Annotated in this window: 18 protein-coding genes; 2 read left to right on the top strand and 16 right to left on the bottom strand. The window is 44.9% G+C overall.

The window, feature by feature from the left end; all coding sequences use genetic code 11:
* Positions 1-13 precede the first annotated feature (13 nt).
* Entirely contained in the window at positions 14-370 is a 357-nt protein-coding gene (locus tag HMPREF9370_RS03750) for a hypothetical protein (RefSeq protein ID WP_009115991.1), read from the bottom strand.
* 485 nt (positions 371-855) lie between these two features.
* On the opposite strand from HMPREF9370_RS03750, the gene grxB reads away from it, so the two are divergent.
* Entirely contained in the window at positions 856-1,500 is a 645-nt protein-coding gene (grxB, locus tag HMPREF9370_RS03745) for a glutaredoxin 2 (protein WP_009115990.1), read from the top strand.
* Between the two features lie 146 nt (positions 1,501-1,646).
* On the opposite strand, the gene HMPREF9370_RS03740 is transcribed toward grxB, so the two are convergent.
* From HMPREF9370_RS03740 to HMPREF9370_RS03730, 3 genes are all read right to left on the bottom strand, one after another.
* A complete protein-coding gene (locus tag HMPREF9370_RS03740; protein ID WP_009115989.1) occupies positions 1,647-2,390 on the bottom strand; it encodes a pseudouridine synthase in 744 nt (247 codons plus the stop codon).
* 23 nt (positions 2,391-2,413) lie between these two features.
* The gene (locus HMPREF9370_RS03735) at positions 2,414-3,556 is read right to left on the bottom strand and encodes a THUMP domain-containing class I SAM-dependent RNA methyltransferase (RefSeq protein ID WP_009115988.1); all 1,143 of its coding nucleotides are present in this window, start codon (positions 3,554-3,556) and stop codon (positions 2,414-2,416) included.
* Between the two features lie 140 nt (positions 3,557-3,696).
* Positions 3,697-5,871, bottom strand: coding sequence for a malate synthase G (locus HMPREF9370_RS03730; protein WP_009115987.1), 2,175 nt, complete (start codon positions 5,869-5,871; stop codon positions 3,697-3,699).
* Between the two features lie 777 nt (positions 5,872-6,648).
* Here HMPREF9370_RS03730 and HMPREF9370_RS03725 point away from each other — a divergent pair.
* Positions 6,649-7,005 (top strand): energy transducer TonB, encoded by a 357-nt coding sequence (locus HMPREF9370_RS03725; protein ID WP_009115985.1) that lies wholly within the window; start codon positions 6,649-6,651, stop codon positions 7,003-7,005.
* Positions 7,006-7,395: 390 nt separating this feature from the next.
* Here HMPREF9370_RS03725 and hisF read toward each other — a convergent pair whose 3' ends face one another.
* The 12 genes from hisF to HMPREF9370_RS11590 form a co-directional block, all read right to left on the bottom strand.
* The gene (hisF, locus tag HMPREF9370_RS03720; protein WP_009115984.1) at positions 7,396-8,163 is read right to left on the bottom strand and encodes an imidazole glycerol phosphate synthase subunit HisF; all 768 of its coding nucleotides are present in this window, start codon (positions 8,161-8,163) and stop codon (positions 7,396-7,398) included.
* A gap of 72 nt (positions 8,164-8,235) precedes the next feature.
* Positions 8,236-8,553, bottom strand: coding sequence for a hypothetical protein (locus HMPREF9370_RS03715; protein WP_009115983.1), 318 nt, complete (start codon positions 8,551-8,553; stop codon positions 8,236-8,238).
* A 122-nt stretch (positions 8,554-8,675) separates the two neighbouring features.
* Positions 8,676-9,416: a 1-(5-phosphoribosyl)-5-[(5-phosphoribosylamino)methylideneamino]imidazole-4-carboxamide isomerase gene (gene hisA, locus HMPREF9370_RS03710; protein WP_009115982.1), complete on the bottom strand. Its 741-nt coding sequence runs from the start codon at positions 9,414-9,416 to the stop codon at positions 8,676-8,678.
* 155 nt (positions 9,417-9,571) lie between these two features.
* Positions 9,572-10,216, bottom strand: a complete 645-nt coding sequence (gene hisH / locus HMPREF9370_RS03705; RefSeq protein WP_009115981.1) for an imidazole glycerol phosphate synthase subunit HisH — start codon at positions 10,214-10,216, stop codon at positions 9,572-9,574.
* Between the two features lie 114 nt (positions 10,217-10,330).
* Positions 10,331-11,227, bottom strand: coding sequence for an imidazoleglycerol-phosphate dehydratase HisB (hisB, locus tag HMPREF9370_RS03700; RefSeq protein ID WP_009115980.1), 897 nt, complete (start codon positions 11,225-11,227; stop codon positions 10,331-10,333).
* Between the two features lie 19 nt (positions 11,228-11,246).
* On the bottom strand, positions 11,247-12,326 hold the full coding sequence (gene hisC / locus HMPREF9370_RS03695; RefSeq protein ID WP_040666853.1) for a histidinol-phosphate transaminase: 1,080 nt from the start codon (positions 12,324-12,326) through the stop codon (positions 11,247-11,249).
* 323 nt (positions 12,327-12,649) lie between these two features.
* On the bottom strand, positions 12,650-13,840 hold the full coding sequence (locus HMPREF9370_RS03690) for an LD-carboxypeptidase (RefSeq protein WP_009115977.1): 1,191 nt from the start codon (positions 13,838-13,840) through the stop codon (positions 12,650-12,652).
* A 21-nt stretch (positions 13,841-13,861) separates the two neighbouring features.
* Positions 13,862-14,260, bottom strand: a complete 399-nt coding sequence (locus tag HMPREF9370_RS03685) for an HIT family protein (RefSeq protein ID WP_009115976.1) — start codon at positions 14,258-14,260, stop codon at positions 13,862-13,864.
* Positions 14,261-14,383: 123 nt separating this feature from the next.
* On the bottom strand, positions 14,384-16,663 hold the full coding sequence (locus HMPREF9370_RS03680) for an NADP-dependent malic enzyme (protein ID WP_009115975.1): 2,280 nt from the start codon (positions 16,661-16,663) through the stop codon (positions 14,384-14,386).
* 241 nt (positions 16,664-16,904) lie between these two features.
* Positions 16,905-17,450, bottom strand: a complete 546-nt coding sequence (locus tag HMPREF9370_RS03675; RefSeq protein WP_009115974.1) for a FixH family protein — start codon at positions 17,448-17,450, stop codon at positions 16,905-16,907.
* A 2-nt stretch (positions 17,451-17,452) separates the two neighbouring features.
* Complete coding sequence (ccoG, locus tag HMPREF9370_RS03670) at positions 17,453-18,916, bottom strand: cytochrome c oxidase accessory protein CcoG (RefSeq protein WP_009115973.1); 1,464 nt, start codon at positions 18,914-18,916, stop codon at positions 17,453-17,455.
* A 266-nt stretch (positions 18,917-19,182) separates the two neighbouring features.
* Complete coding sequence (locus HMPREF9370_RS11590; protein ID WP_009115972.1) at positions 19,183-19,848, bottom strand: cysteine hydrolase family protein; 666 nt, start codon at positions 19,846-19,848, stop codon at positions 19,183-19,185.
* Positions 19,849-20,131 lie beyond the last annotated feature (283 nt).

Raw genomic sequence — 20,131 nt, 5'->3', positions numbered from 1 at the left:
ACTCTCTTTAGAATCAGCCCAAATTACGCTCTACCTCAACCAAAGAGCGACGAGCCAAAGCCAAATTGGATTTAGATTTGTCCAATACAGAATACAGGAACAAACCGTCGTGGTTTTTTAACGGGCGGAGCAAATGGTATTGTTTACCCAATGTAATCAGAATGTCTTCGATAACATCATTCATGCCCAGCATTTTCATGGTTTTCATTTCTGAAGAAACTACTTCAGTGTGCCCGGCAGCCGCAATTTCCAAGTCTACGGAAGGTGATCCGCCACCGGCTAAAAGCATTCCGCTTGCATAATCAACCACAGCAGCAGCAATAGAACCATCAACGTTCAACATTTCTGATACGGCTTTATCGTAATTCATAGTACTCTCCACTAAATATTATAAAAAACACATTTAATAATGCTGCAAGCCTGAAACAAGTTTATTTACAAATCAACTGCATCATAACATTGACGCTTTGATGCAGCATTGCCAAGGGGTTTGAAAAAATCTATACGCATTAAGCTTGTAGCTCTGATAATATGTTGTAAGTATAGGGCGGCACACGAAAGTTGTAAAATTTTCGCCGCTCAAAATTTAAGCAATTTTCACACAATAACAATTAATTTGCATAATCCCGCTTATCTAAGAAAAATGCCGTTTATTTTTAATTTTGAAATTTACTGAAAAAACAAATGCTAAGAATACATAAAAATAATACAACACTGCAATTGTAAAAAAATGTTTTCTTTATTTATTTTGAGTTTAATTTTAATACATTTAATTACAATTTAAAATATTTTAAAAATAATTTTTAACTAAGTTATATTTTTTATTAAAACCCATTCCCTCTACGGAGAAGCATTATGAAGCTGTATATTTATGACCATTGCCCTTTTTGTGTTCGTGCCCGTATGTCGTTTGGCCTTTTCAATATTGATGTTGAGCAGATTATCCTAGCTAACGATGATGAAGACACACCCATCAGTATGATTGGCGCAAAGCAAGTGCCTATTTTGCAAAAGCCCGATGGGTCATACATGGGAGAAAGCTTGGATATTGTCCGCTGGGTTAGAGAATATGCCGATGGCAAATTAGACGAAGCTATCCGCCCCGAAATACAGGCATGGTTCGATAAAGTAAGCAGCTATCAAAACAAGCTGGTTTGGCCGCGTAATATCAAATTGGGGTTACCTGACTATCCCACCCAATCGGCAATCGATTATTTTGTGAAGAAAAAAGAAGAAACTATCGGCAAATTCGAAGAACATCTAACGAATACTCCTCAATATTTGGCCCAATTGCACACTGATTTAGCAGAGCTGGAAAAGCTGGTTGTATCAACCGAGACCCTAGCCGGCAAATTAAGTATGGAAGACATTCTCATCTTCCCTATTCTGCGTAATCTGACCATGGTCCGCGGTTTGGAGCTACCGGAGAAATTGCTGGCTTATGTAAACACAATGTCGAAGGCAGCGAAAGTACCCTTGTATTTTGACCGTGCTTTATAAAGCGGGCGATATAATCAAGCAACTTAACTTTTCTTCGGCGTGGTTACGCCTTCTATCGTAGCACCTGTACCGTTACAGCAAATGCCTGTCTGAAAACAAACAGCTATCAAGTTGTTTGCTTTCAGACAGGCATTTGCTGCTGATTCTTAAAACTTTTCTTTTTTATCCAAATAGCGCCATTTACCCGGCGGCAGCGCACCCAGTTTGACTTTGCCCATGCGGATGCGTTTCAAACCCACAACCCGCAGGCCGACCAATTCGCACATGCGGCGGATTTGGCGCTTTTTACCTTGTTTCAAAATAAAACGCAGTTGGTCTTGGTTTTGCCAGGAAACCTGTGCGGGGCGCAATTTTTCGCCGTCAAGGCTCAGGCCGTGGTTGAGCAAGCGCAACCCTTCGTCGGAAAGCGTGCCTTTCACCCGCACCAGATATTCTTTTTCTATGCCGCTTTGCCCACCAATCAGCTGTTTGGCAATCCGTCCGTCTTGCGTCAACACCAGCAGCCCGACCGAATCAATATCCAACCGGCCGGCCGGCGCCAGATTGCGGCAATGGTTCTTTTTAAACACAATCCCGCTCGAATCGCCTTCCCAGCGGTTTTCTTCCGTAATCAACGAAGTGGCAGACGCATAGCCTTTTTCAGCTTGGGCGCTCACATAACCTACCGGCTTGTTCAACAAAATCGTTACCCGCCCCGCTTGACTTTCATGCGCTTTTTTATCCAAGTCGATGCGGTCGGACAAACTCACCTTCTGCCCTAGCACCGCAGTTTGGCCGTTTACTTTTACCCAACCCTGCTCGATATAGCCGTCCGCTTCACGACGCGAACACAAGCCCAGCTCTGCCATGCGCTTGGATAAGCGCATCATTTCCTGATGATTATGATTCATAAATTATCCGTTTCAGACAGGCATCAGCGGTTGCTGCCCTTAACCATATCGAAAAGAAACAGACGGCAGTCGAGGTTGCCGTTATAAAGCGGAATTTTACGCTTGGGCTGCAAACGCATCAGCTTGGGCATATCTCGGTCGCCGGTAAACATGCCGATAAGCCAGCCCGCATAATGCAGCTTCAACCATGCGCCGAGCTGCGGATAAAGCGCATGCAAGGCTTCCACTTCGGCCAGGCGCACGCCGTAAGGCGGGTTGGAAAGCATAATGCCGGCAGCGCCGTTGGGGCGCACATCCTGCGCATCGCTTACTGAAAACTGTATGAAAGCATCCACTTCTGCTGCCCGCGCGTTGGCTTGAGCCGTGTGTATCATGTGGCGGTCATTATCGCTACCGCCGATAAGTGCCGGTGCGTGCGCTTTTTCCGCATCGCGCGCCGCCTGTTTGATTTGAATCCACAAAGCACGGTCGAAATTTTTAAACTGTTCAAACCCGAAACGGCGCATCAAACCAGGCGCACGGTGTATCGCAATCCAAGCGGCCTCCACGACAATCGTTCCGCTGCCGCAAAACGGGTCTTGGAAAGGCTGCGTACCGTCGTAACCCGCCAGCATCAGCAATCCGGCCGCCAGATTTTCCCGCAGCGGCGCATCGCCCGCATCTTGCCTGTATCCGCGTTTAAACAGCGCTTCGCCGCTGGTATCGATAAAAATCTGAATATTGTTTTCATTAATGAATGCGTGAACGCGCACATCCGGACGGTGTTTATCCACGCTGGGTCTGCTGCCTGTTTGCCCTCGAAAGCTGTCGCACAAAGCATCTTTGATTTTCAGCCCCGTAAAATCCAGGCTCTTTACCCGTGCGCGTTTGCCTTCCACTTTGACCTTAAACGTATTGTGCACATCAAACCAGTTATCCCATTGGATGTTGCGCGCCAAAGTGTAAATATCCTGCTCGCTACGGAAGCTACCTTTGGTCAGCCTCAGCAGCACACGGCTGGCGGTGCGCGAGTGCAGGTTCACGCGGTAAACTTGTTCCAAGCCGCCTTTACATGCCACGCCCCCGTCCGTTGCCCGAATATCGGAGCAGCCTTGTGTTTCCAGCTCGGTTTGCAATACAGGTTCCAAGCCCCGCGGGCAGGTAATGAATAGGGAATAAGTGGCCATATCTTCTCAATCTATAATGGAAATACGGGGCACATGCCCCGTTTACGGTAGATTATAACTGAAATGCCTGTCTGAAAGCAGGCTTTAACCAAGTTAAAACTTTTTCAGACAGGCATTGGTTCACGCTTGCGGCCTAAAGGCTAGTTGCCTTTGGCAACGCGGCGCCAGTAATGGAGCAGCGGCTCGGTATAGCCGTTGGGCTGCTCCGTGCCTTTAAACACCAAATCGCAAGCCGCCAAGAAAGCGGGCGAGCTGTCGAAGCGGCCAACCATCGGCGTGTAAGCCGCATCGCCTTCGTTTTGTTTATCCACTACGGCAGCCATGCGCTCCAAAGTTTCGCGCACTTGCTCTTTGCTTACCACGCCGTGCAGCAACCAGTTGGCAATATGCTGGCTGGAAATGCGCAAAGTCGCGCGGTCTTCCATCAGGCCTACGTTATGGATATCGGGCACTTTCGAGCAACCTACGCCCTGCTCTACCCAACGAACCACATAGCCTAAAATACCCTGACAGTTGTTATCCAGCTCCTGCTGTTTCTCTTCAGCCGACCAGCCGGTATTTTCAGCCACCGGAATCGTGAGGATTTCAGACAGGACTTTTTTATCGTCTTGCGCTTGGAAAGCCCGCTGCACATCAAATACGTTCACTTGATGATAGTGCAATGCATGCAGCGTAGCGGCTGTTGGCGACGGAACCCAAGCAGTCGTTGCACCGGACTTCGGATGGCCGATTTTCTGCTCCAACATTTCCGCCATCAAATCAGGCATCGCCCACATGCCTTTACCGATTTGCGCTTTGCCCGGCAGGCCGCAGGCCAAACCTTGCTGAACATTGTTATGCTCATAAGCCCTAATCCAATCGGTCGACTTCATATCGCCTTTGCGTACCATCGCACCAGCATGCATGGAGGTGTGCATTTCATCACCGGTACGGTCGAGGAAGCCAGTGTTGATGAATACCAAGCGTTCTTTCGCCGCTTCGATACAAGCCGCCAGATTAGCAGAAGTGCGGCGCTCTTCGTCCATCACGCCCATTTTCAGAGTATTGCGCGGCAAACCGGCCAAATCTTCAAATGCGCCGAACAATTCGTTGGCAAAAGCCACTTCTTCCGGCCCGTGCATTTTCGGTTTAACAATATATACCGAACCTGAACGGCTGTTGGTGTTTTCACTGCGGTTCAAATCGAAAGGCGCAATCATTGCCGTCATCACACCGTCAAGAATGCCTTCGGGAATCTCGTTACCGTCTTTATCCAATACTGCCGGCGTCGTCATCAAATGGCCTACATTACGGATAAACAGCATAGACCGACCAGGCAGCTTGAAAGAAGAACCATCAGGCGCAGTATATTCGCGGTCGGGGTTGAGCTTACGGGTAAAGGTTTTGCCGTTTTTCTCAACTTCTTCCGCCAAAGTACCGTTCATCAAGCCCAGCCAGTTACGGTAAACCAAAGTTTTGTCTTCGCCGTCAACCGCTGCCACCGAGTCTTCGCAGTCCATAATGGTGGATAAAGCCGCTTCCATCACAATATCTTTAATACCGGCGGGGTCTTGGCTGCCGATAGGGCTGTCTTTATCAATCAGAATATCAATGTGTAGACCGTTGTGCAGGAATAATAAAGAAGAAGGCGCCTGCGGGTTGCCGTTATAACCTTTAAACAATTCAGGCTGCTTCAAGCCGCTTTCGCTGCCGTCTTTCAATTTCGCTTTCAGTTGCCCTCCGTCTACGCTGTAAGCCAGCACATCTTTATGGCTGCCTTTGGCCAAAGGCAAACTTTCATCCAATACCTTGCGCGCAAATGCAATAACCGCATCACCGCGCTTCGGATTGTAGCCTTTACCCGGCGCCAAATCGCCGGTTTGATCAATCGCATTGGTACCGTAAAGCGCATCATACAGGCTGCCCCAGCGTGCATTGGCAGCATTCAACGCATAGCGCGCATTATTTATCGGCACCACTAATTGCGGGCCGGCCTGCTCGGCAATTTCACGGTCAACATTTTGAGTGACAATTTTAAAAGAAGCCGGCGCATCAACCAGATAACCGATTTCACGCAAAAACGCCTGATAAGCCACCTCATCGCGAACCGGGCCAGGGTTAGCTTTGTGCCATTCGTCCAGCTTCAACTGTAATTCATCCCGCTTGGCCAATAACTCGCGGTTTTTCGGCGCATATTTGTGCACCAAACGGGAAAGCGCTTGCCAAAACGTTTCCGGCGTATGTTTGGTTTGCTTAGGAAGGATTTCCTCAACGATGAAATGGTAGAGATGATTGTCAACTTTCAAGTCGGCAGCTTGAGTGTATTGATAGGTCATTATTGTTCTCCTGAATTGTTTTTCTCATAGTGCACGCAGATGAACATGCATACCTTAAAGAAAATAGCACCGATTAAGCCAAGAATAAATAGGCTGCCTGAAAATATTTAATTACATACCCACAAAATGGATCTAGTTTAATTACAAGCAAATGCTATCCAGCCGTCATCCACTAATTCAAAAACCCAGAATTGAAATTATATTTCAAAAATAATTAAAATGAATATTTAGAAAAAATTTTTTATGCAAATATCACAAAAAATCAACTATCTATACCATAAAAATAGCAATTGCCTAAAAAACTAGCAATCTACATAAAACCTCACCACAAAATTGTCTACAATTATCACAAATACAACACAAATAAAATTTAAACAATCGGTACATAAAGGTGATATTTGGTATATTTTTAAATGATAAAAGCATAAAATTATGCATATATAAATAATTTAGAACTAAACTTATTAAAAGTAACTAACTAATTTAATTGAAATAAAATAAAATAAAAAGCCAAATATCCAGCTATCATTAAACACTAAGCGCTAATTTTTGCTCTATCACAAAACCAGAATAACCGTTTATCCATTTTTTAATGCAATAAATAAATTTGTTTTGACATTTTAATTCTATTGCAAATAAAAAAAATGTTTGGCACAATGAGCCCATCGAAAAGCAAAAAAGACCTAAAACCAACACAGGTCGAAAATGCTTCTTATATAGAAATTTAGCATTTTATGCTAATAATTATACTCAACACATTACGCAAGGAGTTTTACAATGTCTATCCGCACTATCTTCTCTTCTATCGCTATTTCAGCTGCTCTGTTGTCTGCTCAAGCTGCTTCTGCACAAAGCCTGCAATTCTTCCAAAAAAACCAAGAAGTGAGCGCAGCCCAAGCAAAAATTGACGGCAAATTGGCCGTACGCCTTACCATTAATACAGACGGCTCCGTAAAAGATGTTCGTGTTACCCGCACCAGCGGCAACGCAACCGTCGACAATCAAGCTATTGCATGGATGACCAACCAAACGCTACGCCCTGCTTTCGTAAACGGCCAAGCACAAGAGTTCAGCGTTGTTAAAGAAATCAAATTCAGCAAAGGTGGCGAAATCCAATTAGGTCTGAAAAAATAAGCAACATGCTTATTTAAGAAACTAACTGTAGCAAAGAAATAAAATGCATCGATGCATCAATGATGTGATTTTTAGATGTTTAACAAACAAGATATCTTCTAACTATTTCTTTAGCAACAGATAGTTAATTCCTTCCTAAGCTATTGATCGACACTCCTCCCAAACCTGAGGAGCCTAAGAAACAAGCTTGCTATATTTGCTTTAATTCTTTATTTGTACACTCTCTCCAAATTTTAAGCGTACTCAAAATGAGTACGCTTTTTTATATAGCTATGAAACTGGCCGCTTATACAAAACAGCACAGATATAGCAAGACGCAAGGCTGTAATAAAAGTCAAGTTGATTGACCATAGTGAATCAACTTAAAAAATTAGTTTAACGGATTTTAATTTAAAGCCGTATCTCTATTCCTGCGGCCTGCATTGCCAGCTTAGCTTCACGAATACTTACTTCTCCAAAGTGAAAAATACTGGCCGCTAACACAGCATCAGCCTTACCTTCTTTCACGCCATCTATCAAGTGCTGCACGTTACCCACACCGCCTGATGCAATCACAGGAATGTCCACTGCTTCGCTAATCGTTCGTGTAAGCGGCAGGTTGAAACCTATTTTCGTGCCATCTCTATCCATGCTGGTTAAAAGAATCTCACCTGCACCGCGCATCTGCATGTTTTTTGCCCACTCAACAGCATCAATACCTGTGGCTTTGCGCCCACCGTGGGTAAATACTTCCCAACGTGTGTTTTCAGGATTGACGGCTTTGGCATCAATCGCTACCACAATTGCCTGTGAACCAAAAAAACCACTGGCTTCATTAATTAAATCGGGATTGGTAACGGCAGCAGTATTAATGCTGGCCTTATCTGCACCGGCATTTAACAATCGGCGCACATCTGCTACAGAACGTACACCGCCACCAACTGTTAGTGGAATAAACACTTGTGAGGCAACTTCTTCAATGACATGCAAAATGGTGTCGCGGTTATCAGAAGATGCTGTGATATCGAGAAATGTCAATTCATCCGCACCTTCGTCATTGTAACGTTTGGCTACGTCAACCGGATTGCCCGCATCGCGTAAGCCGATAAAGTTGACACCTTTCACAACACGACCATTTTCTACATCCAGACATGGAATAATACGTTTTGCCAATGCCATAACGATTCCTTTACTACTCCAAAATAACGACAGGCTGCTTTATTTGCCAAGCAGCCTGTTCAATCTGTTCAATTATGTAATAATTTTTTCGGCAATTTCGAGCGAATGCTGCGATAACCAATAATAAGATGCCGAGCCGATTAGCGCAAACAGCAAAGTAGTAATGAAAGTGGTCGAATAACGGTTTATCGCCCACATTATCAAAGATACAAATGCCCATTCAATGCCCATCGTAATAAAAAATAATTGGTTAATTTCAGGCGGAGAAAAGACCATGATGCTGCGAATCAGAACAGTAAGCCCGACAAATGCCAAGCCCTCCATCAGTGCTGAAATGTCGCGTTCAGACGACCATATCAGCCAAAAACCTAAAACAAATACTTCCAACATTTTTTCTATTCCCTGCGAATATGCATGCAATCTCGTTTAATATATTTAATTTCAACCCGTTAGCAGGCTGCGAGATTGCTATTAATAAAACTAATTAATCCAGATAAATGTAAAATGCTTGCTTACTTTGATAATTCATCCGCCAATGTTTGGGCCTCGGCAAAATCAATACTGCCTTCATAAATTGCCCGGCCTGTGATGGCACCTTCAATGCCGCTTTCCTGAACTGCACACAATGCTTTAATGTCTTCTAAATTCGTTAAACCGCCAGAAGCAATCACAGGAATATCGACAGCCTCGGCAAGTTTAACGGTTGCTTCTACATTAACCCCGCTCATCATCCCGTCGCGACCGATATCTGTATAAATAATGCTGTTTACACCATCATCTTCAAATCGTTTGCTTAAATCAATCACATGATGGTCGGTTACCGTAGCCCAGCCATCAATGGCAACCATGCCGTCTTTTGCATCCAGACCAACAATAATGTGCCCGGCAAACTCTTTGCATGCCTCTCGCACAAAATCAGGATTTTTGACTGCTGCCGTACCGATTATGACGTAGCTCAAACCTAAACCCAAATATTTTTCGATGGTACCTAAATCACGAATGCCGCCACCCAATTGGACCGGCACATCACGTGAAGTTACGGCCACAATCTCCCTGATAGCCTCAAAATTTTTCGGCTCACCGGCAAATGCACCATCCAAATCCACCAAATGCAAACGACGCGCGCCCTGTTCCACCCAATGCCGCCCCATCTCGACTGGTTTGTCTGAAAATACGGTTGCTTCATCCATCAAGCCTTGCTTCAAGCGCACGCATTGGCCGTTTTTCAAATCAATGGCAGGAATCAGTAACATGGCAAATCCATTATTCAAATAAAATATTTATCGCAATCAAAATATGATTAGCTGACCTAACTCAAACGAAACGCGGTAAACATTATCGTTTCAGACAGGCGTTTCATTATTCAGAAATGCCTGTCTGAAATATAATTTAGTGATTTTAACACAATTTATCCGTTCCAGTGTAAAAAATTACGCAACAACAGTAATCCCGCATCATGGCTTTTTTCAGTATGAAACTGGGTGGCAAACACATTGTCGCGTCCGACAATACACGCAAATGGTTCAGGATATTCACTGGTGCCCAATATTATGCTTTCTTCCTGTGGCGCAAAGTAATAACTGTGTACAAAATAAAAACGCGTTTCATCGGGAATATCTTTAAACAAAGGATGGGAGCAAACTTGGTGCACACTGTTCCAACCCATATGTGGCACTTTCAGTTTATTACCATCTGCATCGGTGTTATCAGCCGGGAAGCGCTTCACTTCACCTTTAAACCAACCTAATCCAGCTGTGGAACCTTCTTCGCTGTGATCAAACAAGAGCTGCGCGCCTACGCAAATGCCGAAAAAAGGTTTGTTTTTCAAACCATCGGACACAGCTTCACCCAAACCACTCTGTTGCAAAGCGGTCATACAATCAGGCATGGCGCCCTGCCCCGGAAAAATAATTTTATCAGCAGAAAACACATCTTCCGGTTTGTCAGTCAGTACAATTTGCGCGCCGGTATTGGCCAACTTGTCTGCCGCTTGAACAGATTTTAAAACCGAATGTAGATTACCCATGCCGTAATCGACTATTGCTATTTTCATTACACACAAACCTTACGTATATATTTTGAAGACTTTAAAACATTTTCAGACAGGCATATGCCTGTCTGAAAGTGCGACGCGAAAGCGGCTAACTGACTCAACCACGATGGAGCCCTATGCAGTTAAAGTACCCTTGGTTGACGGCATTTGGCCAGCCATTCTCGGATCATGTTCTACCGCCATACGCAATGCACGGCCAAACGCTTTAAATACAGTTTCAGCTTGATGGTGTGCATTGTAACCACTCAGATTATCAATGTGCAATGTCATCATACTGTGATTCACTAAACCGTGGAAAAACTCGCTGAATAGATCAACGTCGAATTTACCGATCCATGCTCGAGTGAAATTAAGGTTATACACTAAACCTGGACGGCCGGAAAGATCAATCACCACACGGCTCAAAGCTTCATCCAAAGGCACATAGGCATGACCATAACGTCGGATACCTGCTTTATCACCCAAAGCCTGCTTCAGAGCTTGGCCGAGTGTGATACCGATATCTTCCACTGTATGGTGGTCATCGATATGCAGATCACCTTTGCAGGAAATGTCTAAGTCAATCAGGCTGTGGCGTGCAATTTGGTCAAGCATGTGCTCCAAAAACGGCACACCTGTATCAAAACGACTTCGACCAGTTCCATCCAGGTTAAGCGAAATGGTAATTTGGGTTTCATTGGTATTGCGCGTTACCGTTACGACACGGCCTGAGGCATTGCTCATATCAATTGCACTAACACTACTGCCCGATACCGTACCCGAACTGCCCACTGTGCTCTCTTGGGGAATATCCATCCAACCACGCGGCTTACCCATACCGGATTCCAACTTAGCCGACAGTGTATTGGTGATACCACGGCTACCCTCTTCCTGTTTATTCAAACGCACTCTCAGCTGATAGAGTGAAGCGGGATTCTCATAACCGCAACGCCGTGCCAGCTCGGAAATGGAACCTGCTTCTTCAATCAAGCGGTTGAAATTTTCATTACGGATTTCTTTTTTGGTTTTCATAAAAAGTTCGCTTACTTTATTAATTTGGTTTCAAGATTGATGTTGTAATATTTTTTAAAATATTTAAAACGGCATCATTCTGTTCAGGTGTGCCTACGGTAATGCGCAGACATTGCGCCAACAACGGATGCATTCCATGTAGTTTTTTAATAAGAATGTTATTCTGCCATAAAGTTTCAAATACTTTTTCGGCATCATTCACTTTTACCGTAATAAAATTAGCTTCACTGGGAAAAACTTCAATCCCTAATGCTAAGAGTGCTTCACTTAAACGGCTTCGTTCCTGCTTCAAAATATCAATATGCTGTGTAATCCAGTTTTGATTTTGCAAAGCAAATTTAGCAGCAGCAAGGCTTAGTTGGTTCATATTATAAGGCGGCACGATTTTCGTCAGCTCCTGCATCACCATCGGATGGCCGGCGGCATAGCCAATCCGTAAACCGGCAAAGCCGATTTTGCTCAGTGTGCGCATAACCACTAGACGCTCACAACTGCCGGCTTGCGGCAAAAAACTATCTCGGCTGAACGCCCCATAAGCTTCATCAACCACCACAATTCCCGGAGCCAAATCAATAATCATCTGCACTTCATCCCGCTCAAAGCAAACCCCTGTAGGATTATTGGGGTAAGCCACAAATATCAAAGCAGGTTGGTGTTTTTCAATCGCGGCCAACACGGCCGGTAGATTCATCGTGAAATCTTGATTCAGCGAAACCCCGACATATTCCAAGCCAAACAGGCGGGCATTGTGTCGATACATAACAAAGCTCGGCTCCAAAGCTAAAACTTTAGCGCCGGGTTTGGCAACCAGCATGGTAAGTAATTGGATTAACTCATCGGAACCGTTACCCAGAACAATATTCGCAGCATCAGATATGCCAAAAGTCTGACGCAATGCTTCTTGAAGCCCGCTGGTAGCCGGATTGGGATAAAGATTCTCCGGCGCTTCTGCCAGAAGTTTTCCTAATTGTGTTTTCAGTTCGTCCGGATAACGGTACGGCATCTCCATTGCATCGAGCTTAATACAGTTTAAAGGCACATCTGCCACAGCATAGGCAGTCATTGCTTGAATATCGGAACGTATGATTTGGCGTAGCATAACTTGTGTATCCATCAATATATTTACCAGTTGTTATTGACTTAACTATAGTGGCATTAACAAAACTTCATAACATATAAAATAAATATTTAGCAATAAAATTGAAAAGCGACTATAACATAAATTATTAAATTGTGTTTATAGCGAAATCAATATATAAGAAGATACGCCTCCACAAACAGCGCTGCAAGCACCGCATAAAATATTTAAAACCAATCAACAAAGAATGCCTGTCTGAAACGTTTTGTTATTCAGACAGGCATTGTGCTCAATTCTATAAAACAGGTTAACTATGGTCTATGAATGGCAATATCAGTGCCAAATTATTCCAAATCACCTTTTTCTTCGATAATCTGATTGTATCCGCTTAACGGGTCTTCAAACGATACCGGCGGCGGAATCAGCGTATCCAAAGCCAAAGTGGTTTTGTCTAAAACCGGATAACCGCTGAACGTCACAGAATAGCCTCCGTCCGAACTCGGTTTTACTTTCGCATGTCCGCCCAATGGGAAAGTAGATTTATTAGTAATATGGCCAAACGGGAAACCGGTTAACACAGGGACTTTGGCTACTCGGCTAATGATGTTGATTACATTAGTAAAATCATAGCTACTGTCATAAATATCACGGATAGTACCCATGCGGAAATCACCCAAAATAATGGCTTGCTGCTTTTGCAATATACCTGCCAAAAGCAAGGTTTGCAGCATACGCTCGATACGGTAGGGCTGTTCACCCACATCCTCCAAAAACAGAATACCGCCCTGAATATCAGGCATATAAGGCGATCCCACCAAAGATGCCAGCACACTTAGGTTCCCTCCCCAAAGCGTACCTTCCGCACTCACACCTTTTCGCTGAATAGATGACACGGTAATAGTGTTTTGCGTATTAGTGGTACCGTTGATAAATGAATCCATTGTATAAGGGCTAGGCATGGTTTTACCGAATTCACTATACACCATAGGCCCGGCAAAGCTCATCATATTGCCTTTAGCCAAAAGCGCGAGTTGGATAGCGCACACGTCGCTAAAACCCAAAAACAGTGTTTGGCGCTCCCGCATTCTTGCACCAAGCGAAGCAAAATCGATATGAGGCAGCAATCGTGCCGCACCATAACCGCCACGCAGCCCCATTAACACTTTCGGCGCGGGCACACGGCCGGAGGCAACATCCTGAAAGTCAGCAATCCGCTGAGCATCTGCACCGGCAAAACGCTGATAACGGCGATAAGCAGCTTCTTGGTTAGTTACAGTGAACCCGGCATTGTAAAGACGGGTCAAACCGATTTCGATACGGTTTCTATCTTCCGCAAAACCGGAAGGTGCAACAACTCTTAACACATTTTTTCCTGAACGTTTAATGGTCGGCTTCGGCTGAACAGGCACGGCTTTTCCGGTAGATTTCACAGTCGGCTTTTTTTGTGCCCCGCCCGTACAGGCCTGCAACACACCGGCACCGACCACCGCCGCTCCTGCGCGCAACAAATTACGGCGTGAGGTTTGCCAATCCATATTGTTTCCTTTTCGTTTAGTTTAATTGATTAATGCTTTGATCTGTTGCGGCCAATCTTTTGGCAGCGCAACGGCAGACGTGCGCTTGGGTACTGCCCAGATAGGTGCGGGGAAATGTGCATCATCGGTAAAACGGGCAATCACATGCCAATGCAAATGCGGAACCACGTTGCCCAAACTGGCCAAATTGATTTTGGCAGGCTTAAACACCTCGCGCATCGCGCTTTCCACGCGATACACCACATCCATTAATTCATTACGCTCTACTGCCGACAGGTCGGTCATCTCCGCAACATGTTGCTGCCAGATAACGCGGCAGAAAGCCGGAGCATGGGCCTCATTATGCACAGCAATCACACGTAATTTATCGGTTTGCAACAAAACGTCTTCGTCTCGCGCATTGCATATCGGACATTCCACGAATCGGCTCCTGAAATAAAACGCTGCTTATTTTAAAGGATAAGCGCGCCTGCCGAAAGTCTGTAATAACAACTATGCCTGTCTGAACATTTTTTTCAGACAGGCATTCATGCTCAATCAAGCTTATTGACGCTGCGCATCTACGGCAGTTAATGCAATCATATTGACTATGCGGCGCACGGTAGATATCGGCGTCACAATATGCACAGGTTTATTCATACCCATCAAAATCGGGCCGACTGTAATACCGTTGGTTGCATTCACGCGCAACAGGTTATAGCTGATATTGGCGGCTTCAACGTTGGGCATCACCAGCAGATTGGCGGAACCTGTCAGTGTGGTTTCCGGATAAATGGATTTACGCATTTCTTCATCCATTGCCACGTCTGCCTGCATTTCGCCATCGATTTCCAATTCAGGATCCAGCTCGCGTATCATTTCAAGCGCGCCTTGCATTTTCACGGCATCTTTATCATGGCGCGAACCATAGTTCGAATTAGACACCAGCGCCACTTTCGGCTTGATACCGAAACGCTTCATTTCTTTAGCGCACATCAAAGTACCCTTAGCCAATTGCTCGGCATCCGGATCTTCGTTGATATAAGTGTCCGCAATAAAGAAGTTGCCTTTATTGGAAATCAACGCATTCATGGCAAACGCATGTTTTTCAGGATTATTGTAACCAATCACTTCCTCAAAAATAGCAAAATGATCGTAAAAACGCCCCATTGTGCCGCACAACATACCGTCGGCATGACCCAAGCGCACCATCAATGCGCCGATCAACGTGCTGTTGGCTCGAACACGGCGGCGTGCCATTTCTTCGGTAACGCCCTTGCGCTGGCGCAAGCGGTAATATTCTTTCCAGCTTGCTTCAAAGCGTGGATTATCATCAATATCAATCAGCTCGAAATCACGCCCCGGCTGAATGGTCAAGCCTTGCGACTGCAAACGCTCTTCGATCACTTTGCGCTGCCCCACCAAAATCGGGAAAGCCAGTTTTTGCGAAACCACTTGCTGCGCAGCGTGCAAAATACGCTCGTCTTCGCCCTCGGTCAGCACAATGCGCTTAATCTGTTTGCGCGCTTGATTAAATATCGGGCGCATAAACAAGCTGGTTTTATAAACGAACTGGTTCAGCTTCTCAACATAGGCATCCATGTCGGTAATCGGACGGGTTGCCACGCCGGAATCCATTGCCGCCTGCGCCACAGCCGGCGCGATTTTCGCAATCAGACGCGGGTCGAACGGTTTCGGAATCAGATACTCCGGGCCGAAAGTCAGGTCAGCATCTTCATACGCTCCGGCCACTTCCGCACTCGACTCCGCCATCGCCAAATCGGCAATCGCGCGTACACATGCCAGCTTCATTTCTTCGTTGATGGTGGTTGCACCCACATCCAGCGCGCCGCGGAAAATGAACGGGAAACACAATACATTGTTCACTTGGTTGGGGAAATCCGAACGGCCCGTACCGATTACCACATCGGGGCGCGCAGCTTTGGCTTCAGGCGGCCAAATTTCAGGCTGCGGGTTCGCCAAAGCCAGCACGATCGGCTTGTCATTCATAGTCTTAAGCATCTCAACACTTAAGAGATTCGGGCCTGAGAGACCTAAGAAGATATCTTTACCCGCAACTGCATCGGCCAACACTCGCTGGCCGTTATCTGCGATGGCATAACGGATTTTGGATTCATCCATGCGTTCACGGTCTTCTCGGGTTTGGTAAATAACACCTTTTGAATCGCAAACCGTGATGTTTTCGGTTTTCATACCCAGCGCAACCAACAAATCCAAGCAGGCAATCGCCGCCGCACCGGCTCCGGAACACACCAAGCTCACATCAGCAATGTCTTTGCCCACCACACGTAAGCCGTTAATTACTGCCGCCGCAGTGATGATGGCCGTGCCGTGCTGATCATCGTGGAATACAGGGATATTACAACGTTCACGCAGTTTTTTCTCGATATAGAAACATTCTGGTGCTTTAATATCTTCCAAATTAATGCCGCCGAATGTCGGCTCTAAAGAAGCGATAATTTCAACCAATTTATCAGGGTCTGTTTCATTTACCTCAATATCAAAAACGTCAATACCCGCAAACTTCTTAAACAATACCCCCTTACCTTCCATCACGGGTTTACCGGCTAGCGCACCGATATTGCCTAAGCCTAAAACAGCCGTACCATTGGAAATAACTGCAACCAAATTGCCTCGTGCCGTGTATTTATATGAGGCGAGCGGGTCATTATAGATTTCCATACAAGGCGCGGCTACGCCTGGCGAATACGCCAGCGAAAGATCATACTGGGTAGCCAAAGGCTTGGTCGGCGCTACTTGAATTTTGCCCGGAAACGGGTGTTCGTGGAAATGAAGGGCTGCTTCTTTGATTAAATCGTCCATGGTACTTTCAATCCTAATATCGTATTTTTCCAACGGAATGTAATTTGATGTTACCGTAATGTTAACACGGGAGGCTGTTTAAAGCTAAGGCTTTTGCTGCGTGCGCCAAATTTAGCTTTAATGGCTTTTTTGCATAATCTTTACATCATTCAAAAATGCCTGTCTGAAAAGTTTTCAGACAGGCATCTCTGTTAGCAACTTGAACAGCATGGCAAAGCTTTATGGTGGCACGCTAACATCTTCAACCGCCTGCCTCCGGCAGCTTTTCCATAGGAGAAAGCGTTAATGCATTGCCTTTATTCACCTGCCATTTATTTTCCACACGCCATTTACCTCCAACATCCTCAACGCGCACATACCAATGCTTGGCAGGAGGAAGCGGCTTAAATACAGCATTATATTCGTGCTTGTCACCGGATAATCCCCCAGAACCCGCCTGAAGCTTAACTGTTTGGTCATCTGCTTGCCGTGCCGGATGCATGAACAAAATATTAATCGGTTCTTTCGGATTAAAATCACCACTGATAAACACTTTAGCCGCATCATTCGAAGGGCTGATCAACACTTGAGCCTGAATATTACGCTTCTGCGCTTCCCGATCACGTTCGATTTGCAGGTTAATGTATTTACCGTCTTTATAATAATCATCAATCACCAAATCCGAATTATTGGTTTTGGCAATAAAGAAAGTGGTAATCGCCGCTACCACCACAATGGCGGGACCTGCCATCAGAATCCAAGGCCACGGTTCTTTGTACCAAACCTTGGATTGCTTCGGTTCATTCACGTTTATTCTCCGACAAATGAGGATTTTTCTATCAACTCCGCGGCTACTTCAGGTGTTTCTGCCGCTTTTCTATATTTGAAAGTGAATTCAATCGGGTGCGTACCTTTATCGGCATATTCCGGGTAAGTAGCAACCTGCACCGGCACAGTCAGCGTTTCACTTGGCGGTACGCGCAAGCCTTCTTCCGGCAAACCAGTCAACACGATATCGTCAAAGCCTTTTACCGTTGCCGTGACTATCTGTTCTTCTTCGCCATAATTCACAACCCTCAGATTATACGCATTTTCCAAACGGCCTTGTTTATTTTCACGAACCATCACACCCCGGTCTTTAATGATGTCGACTTTCAGGCTGTCACGTGTAGACAGACCAAACAGCAATGCCGACACTGCCGCCAATAAAAACAAACCATACCCCACCACTCGAGGCCTGAGCAGGCGCTTTTTGATTTGCGCTTCAGGATATTGGTGCTTGAGTGCAGCTTCAGTAGTATATCGAATTAGGCCGCGCGGATAATTCATTTTATCCATAATCTCATCGCACGCATCAATACACGCCGCACAACCGATACATTCATACTGCAAGCCATCCCGGATATCGATGCCAACCGGGCAAACCTGCACACACATGGTGCAATTGATGCAATCGCCCAAGCCGCTTTCTTCTTTGCTCATGTTTTTCTTACGTGCGCCACGCGGTTCGCCGCGCTCTTCATCGTAAGAAATAATCAAAGTATCCGGGTCGAACATGGCGCTCTGGAAACGTGCATACGGACACATATATTTACACACTTGTTCCCGCATCATATGCGCCATCAGCCAAGTCATGAAGCCGTAAAATGCGGCCGCAATCATGGGCGCGGCGTTAGCCGTGCCGTTGAAAATATTCGGCACAAATTCGCGTATCGGCGTAAACCAACCCGCAAATGAAATACCCGTCCATGCACACACGGCGAAAATCAGCAGGTATTTGGTAGCTTTAATACGGATTTTTGTGAAATTCCAAGGCGATTTTTCCAGCTTCAAACGTTTATTACGGTCGCCCTCAACCAAATGGTCTATCCACAACATCACTTCGGTATAAACCGTTTGCGGGCAAGCATAGCCGCACCACAACCGTCCTGCAATGGTTGTCCACCAAAACAGACCGAATGCCGACACGATCAAAAGGCCTGAAAGATAAATTAAATCGCCGGTTCCTAAAGACAAACCGAAAATATAAAAATGCCTGTCGGGAATATCAAACAATACCGCTTGCCGACCATTGAAGTTAAGCCAGGGCAAAACATAAAACACAAACTGTGTTGCAAAAATTGCAACCACGCGCCAATTAGCGAAACGGCCTTTCGCTAATTTAGGATGGATTCGCTTGCTACCCTGATAAAGATTAATGACCTGCTCTTTTCCGGCTTGTTTGGATGAAGTTGGTTTCGGCTTGTCCGGCTGTTGGTTAGCTTGCTCAGACATACTGTGTTCCTTAAAATATTAAATTTATAATGAAATGATTATAATCTAATGTTTATTATTAATTTTTAATTCAAATCAGCAACAAAAGAAATTTTTTATTAATAAATTTCCATCATGCGACCACTGACTTGGTTATTATAGAACTATATCTATAACGAAGAAAGCTGGCAGTACACTTTTTCCAAAAACATCATCATAATAAATATGCCTGTCTGAATCATTTAAACTTTTCAGACAGGCATATTCAAATTACTATAGATAAGTAATCAGATTCTGGCAAATTTCAACGCATGATTGATTTTAGCAAACTCCTCGGATTTTGATCCCTCAGGCATCAGCTTGCTGAGCAACTCCATAGAGTTGGTGATGGTGCGCACACCCACCCTGCGCATTTCATTGATGGCACACAATGTATCTTCCGCATCAAACCCACGACAAGCAGCCAGATTTACAACAATATCCCAGTTACCAAAAAAGCGCAGCTGCTTCACAGTTTCTTTCAAGCTGCGGTCTGTTGCTGTGCCGCCGATAATCAGTGTAGAGGCCTCTTGTTCCAGCAACCACTCAATCAGACCGGTGCTTTTCAACTCTTCCTTATCATGAAAGCAAAGGCTTTGATGTGCATCATTCGTGCAATTAACTGAGAAAATCTTATGGTAACGGCTTTCAGACGGCATGCCCTGTAACAGCTCACTGCCTTCCATCGCATTAATCACATCCACGAAACCTGCACTGGCAAAAGGTGATTTACGCTGTTCTTCAACATGGTTCAAAGAAAAATCAGGCTGGCTTCTCACTAATATACGTTGCTCCGCAAACAAGGCATTTTTATTCAATTCGGCAACCATTTCTCCCATATGAGCAACAGCAGCTCTTCTGGAATGCCCAAGAAAGCTGCGCTGCGGTTGGAAATCGATAGAAATGGTTTTCATGATTGAAAGTTGCCTGAAAATATTTACCAGTGCTTAAACATAATGTAACTAAAGATAAATGGCATTCTAATCAGACAATCGGTATTTTCCAATCTTTTTTTTAACATTTTCCTTGTAATAAATCAAACAACTTGCTTTACTATAGACATTCGAAACCATATCGCCATGATTTATAACAAAATTATCTATTTATCATTTAAATTAACGCTTATCCAAAATAACACCCGATTATTTGATTTTTTCAACTTTTTCACAACACTCTTGATTGGTTTAACTTATCATA

This window comes from Neisseria wadsworthii 9715 (assembly GCF_000227765.1).
GTDB classification, from domain to species: Bacteria; Pseudomonadota; Gammaproteobacteria; order Burkholderiales; family Neisseriaceae; genus Neisseria; species Neisseria wadsworthii.
The sequence above is the reverse complement of the archived record's forward strand: the minus strand, read 5'-3'. Positions and strand labels throughout refer to the sequence as shown.

What these genes read in the sequence shown, in the direction of transcription:
- HMPREF9370_RS03750 (WP_009115991.1), bottom strand. Translation starts at nt 370, where the DNA reads ATGAATTACGATAAAGCCGTATCAGAAATGTTGAACGTTGATGGTTCT.
- grxB (WP_009115990.1), top strand. Translation starts at nt 856, where the DNA reads ATGAAGCTGTATATTTATGACCATTGCCCTTTTTGTGTTCGTGCCCGT.
- HMPREF9370_RS03740 (WP_009115989.1), bottom strand. Translation starts at nt 2,390, where the DNA reads ATGAATCATAATCATCAGGAAATGATGCGCTTATCCAAGCGCATGGCA.
- HMPREF9370_RS03735 (WP_009115988.1), bottom strand. Translation starts at nt 3,556, where the DNA reads ATGGCCACTTATTCCCTATTCATTACCTGCCCGCGGGGCTTGGAACCT.
- HMPREF9370_RS03730 (WP_009115987.1), bottom strand. Translation starts at nt 5,871, where the DNA reads ATGACCTATCAATACACTCAAGCTGCCGACTTGAAAGTTGACAATCAT.
- HMPREF9370_RS03725 (WP_009115985.1), top strand. Translation starts at nt 6,649, where the DNA reads ATGTCTATCCGCACTATCTTCTCTTCTATCGCTATTTCAGCTGCTCTG.
- hisF (WP_009115984.1), bottom strand. Translation starts at nt 8,163, where the DNA reads ATGGCATTGGCAAAACGTATTATTCCATGTCTGGATGTAGAAAATGGT.
- HMPREF9370_RS03715 (WP_009115983.1), bottom strand. Translation starts at nt 8,553, where the DNA reads ATGTTGGAAGTATTTGTTTTAGGTTTTTGGCTGATATGGTCGTCTGAA.
- hisA (WP_009115982.1), bottom strand. Translation starts at nt 9,416, where the DNA reads ATGTTACTGATTCCTGCCATTGATTTGAAAAACGGCCAATGCGTGCGC.
- hisH (WP_009115981.1), bottom strand. Translation starts at nt 10,216, where the DNA reads ATGAAAATAGCAATAGTCGATTACGGCATGGGTAATCTACATTCGGTT.
- hisB (WP_009115980.1), bottom strand. Translation starts at nt 11,227, where the DNA reads ATGAAAACCAAAAAAGAAATCCGTAATGAAAATTTCAACCGCTTGATT.
- hisC (WP_040666853.1), bottom strand. Translation starts at nt 12,326, where the DNA reads ATGCTACGCCAAATCATACGTTCCGATATTCAAGCAATGACTGCCTAT.
- HMPREF9370_RS03690 (WP_009115977.1), bottom strand. Translation starts at nt 13,840, where the DNA reads ATGGATTGGCAAACCTCACGCCGTAATTTGTTGCGCGCAGGAGCGGCG.
- HMPREF9370_RS03680 (WP_009115975.1), bottom strand. Translation starts at nt 16,663, where the DNA reads ATGGACGATTTAATCAAAGAAGCAGCCCTTCATTTCCACGAACACCCG.
- ccoG (WP_009115973.1), bottom strand. Translation starts at nt 18,916, where the DNA reads ATGTCTGAGCAAGCTAACCAACAGCCGGACAAGCCGAAACCAACTTCA.
- HMPREF9370_RS11590 (WP_009115972.1), bottom strand. Translation starts at nt 19,848, where the DNA reads ATGAAAACCATTTCTATCGATTTCCAACCGCAGCGCAGCTTTCTTGGG.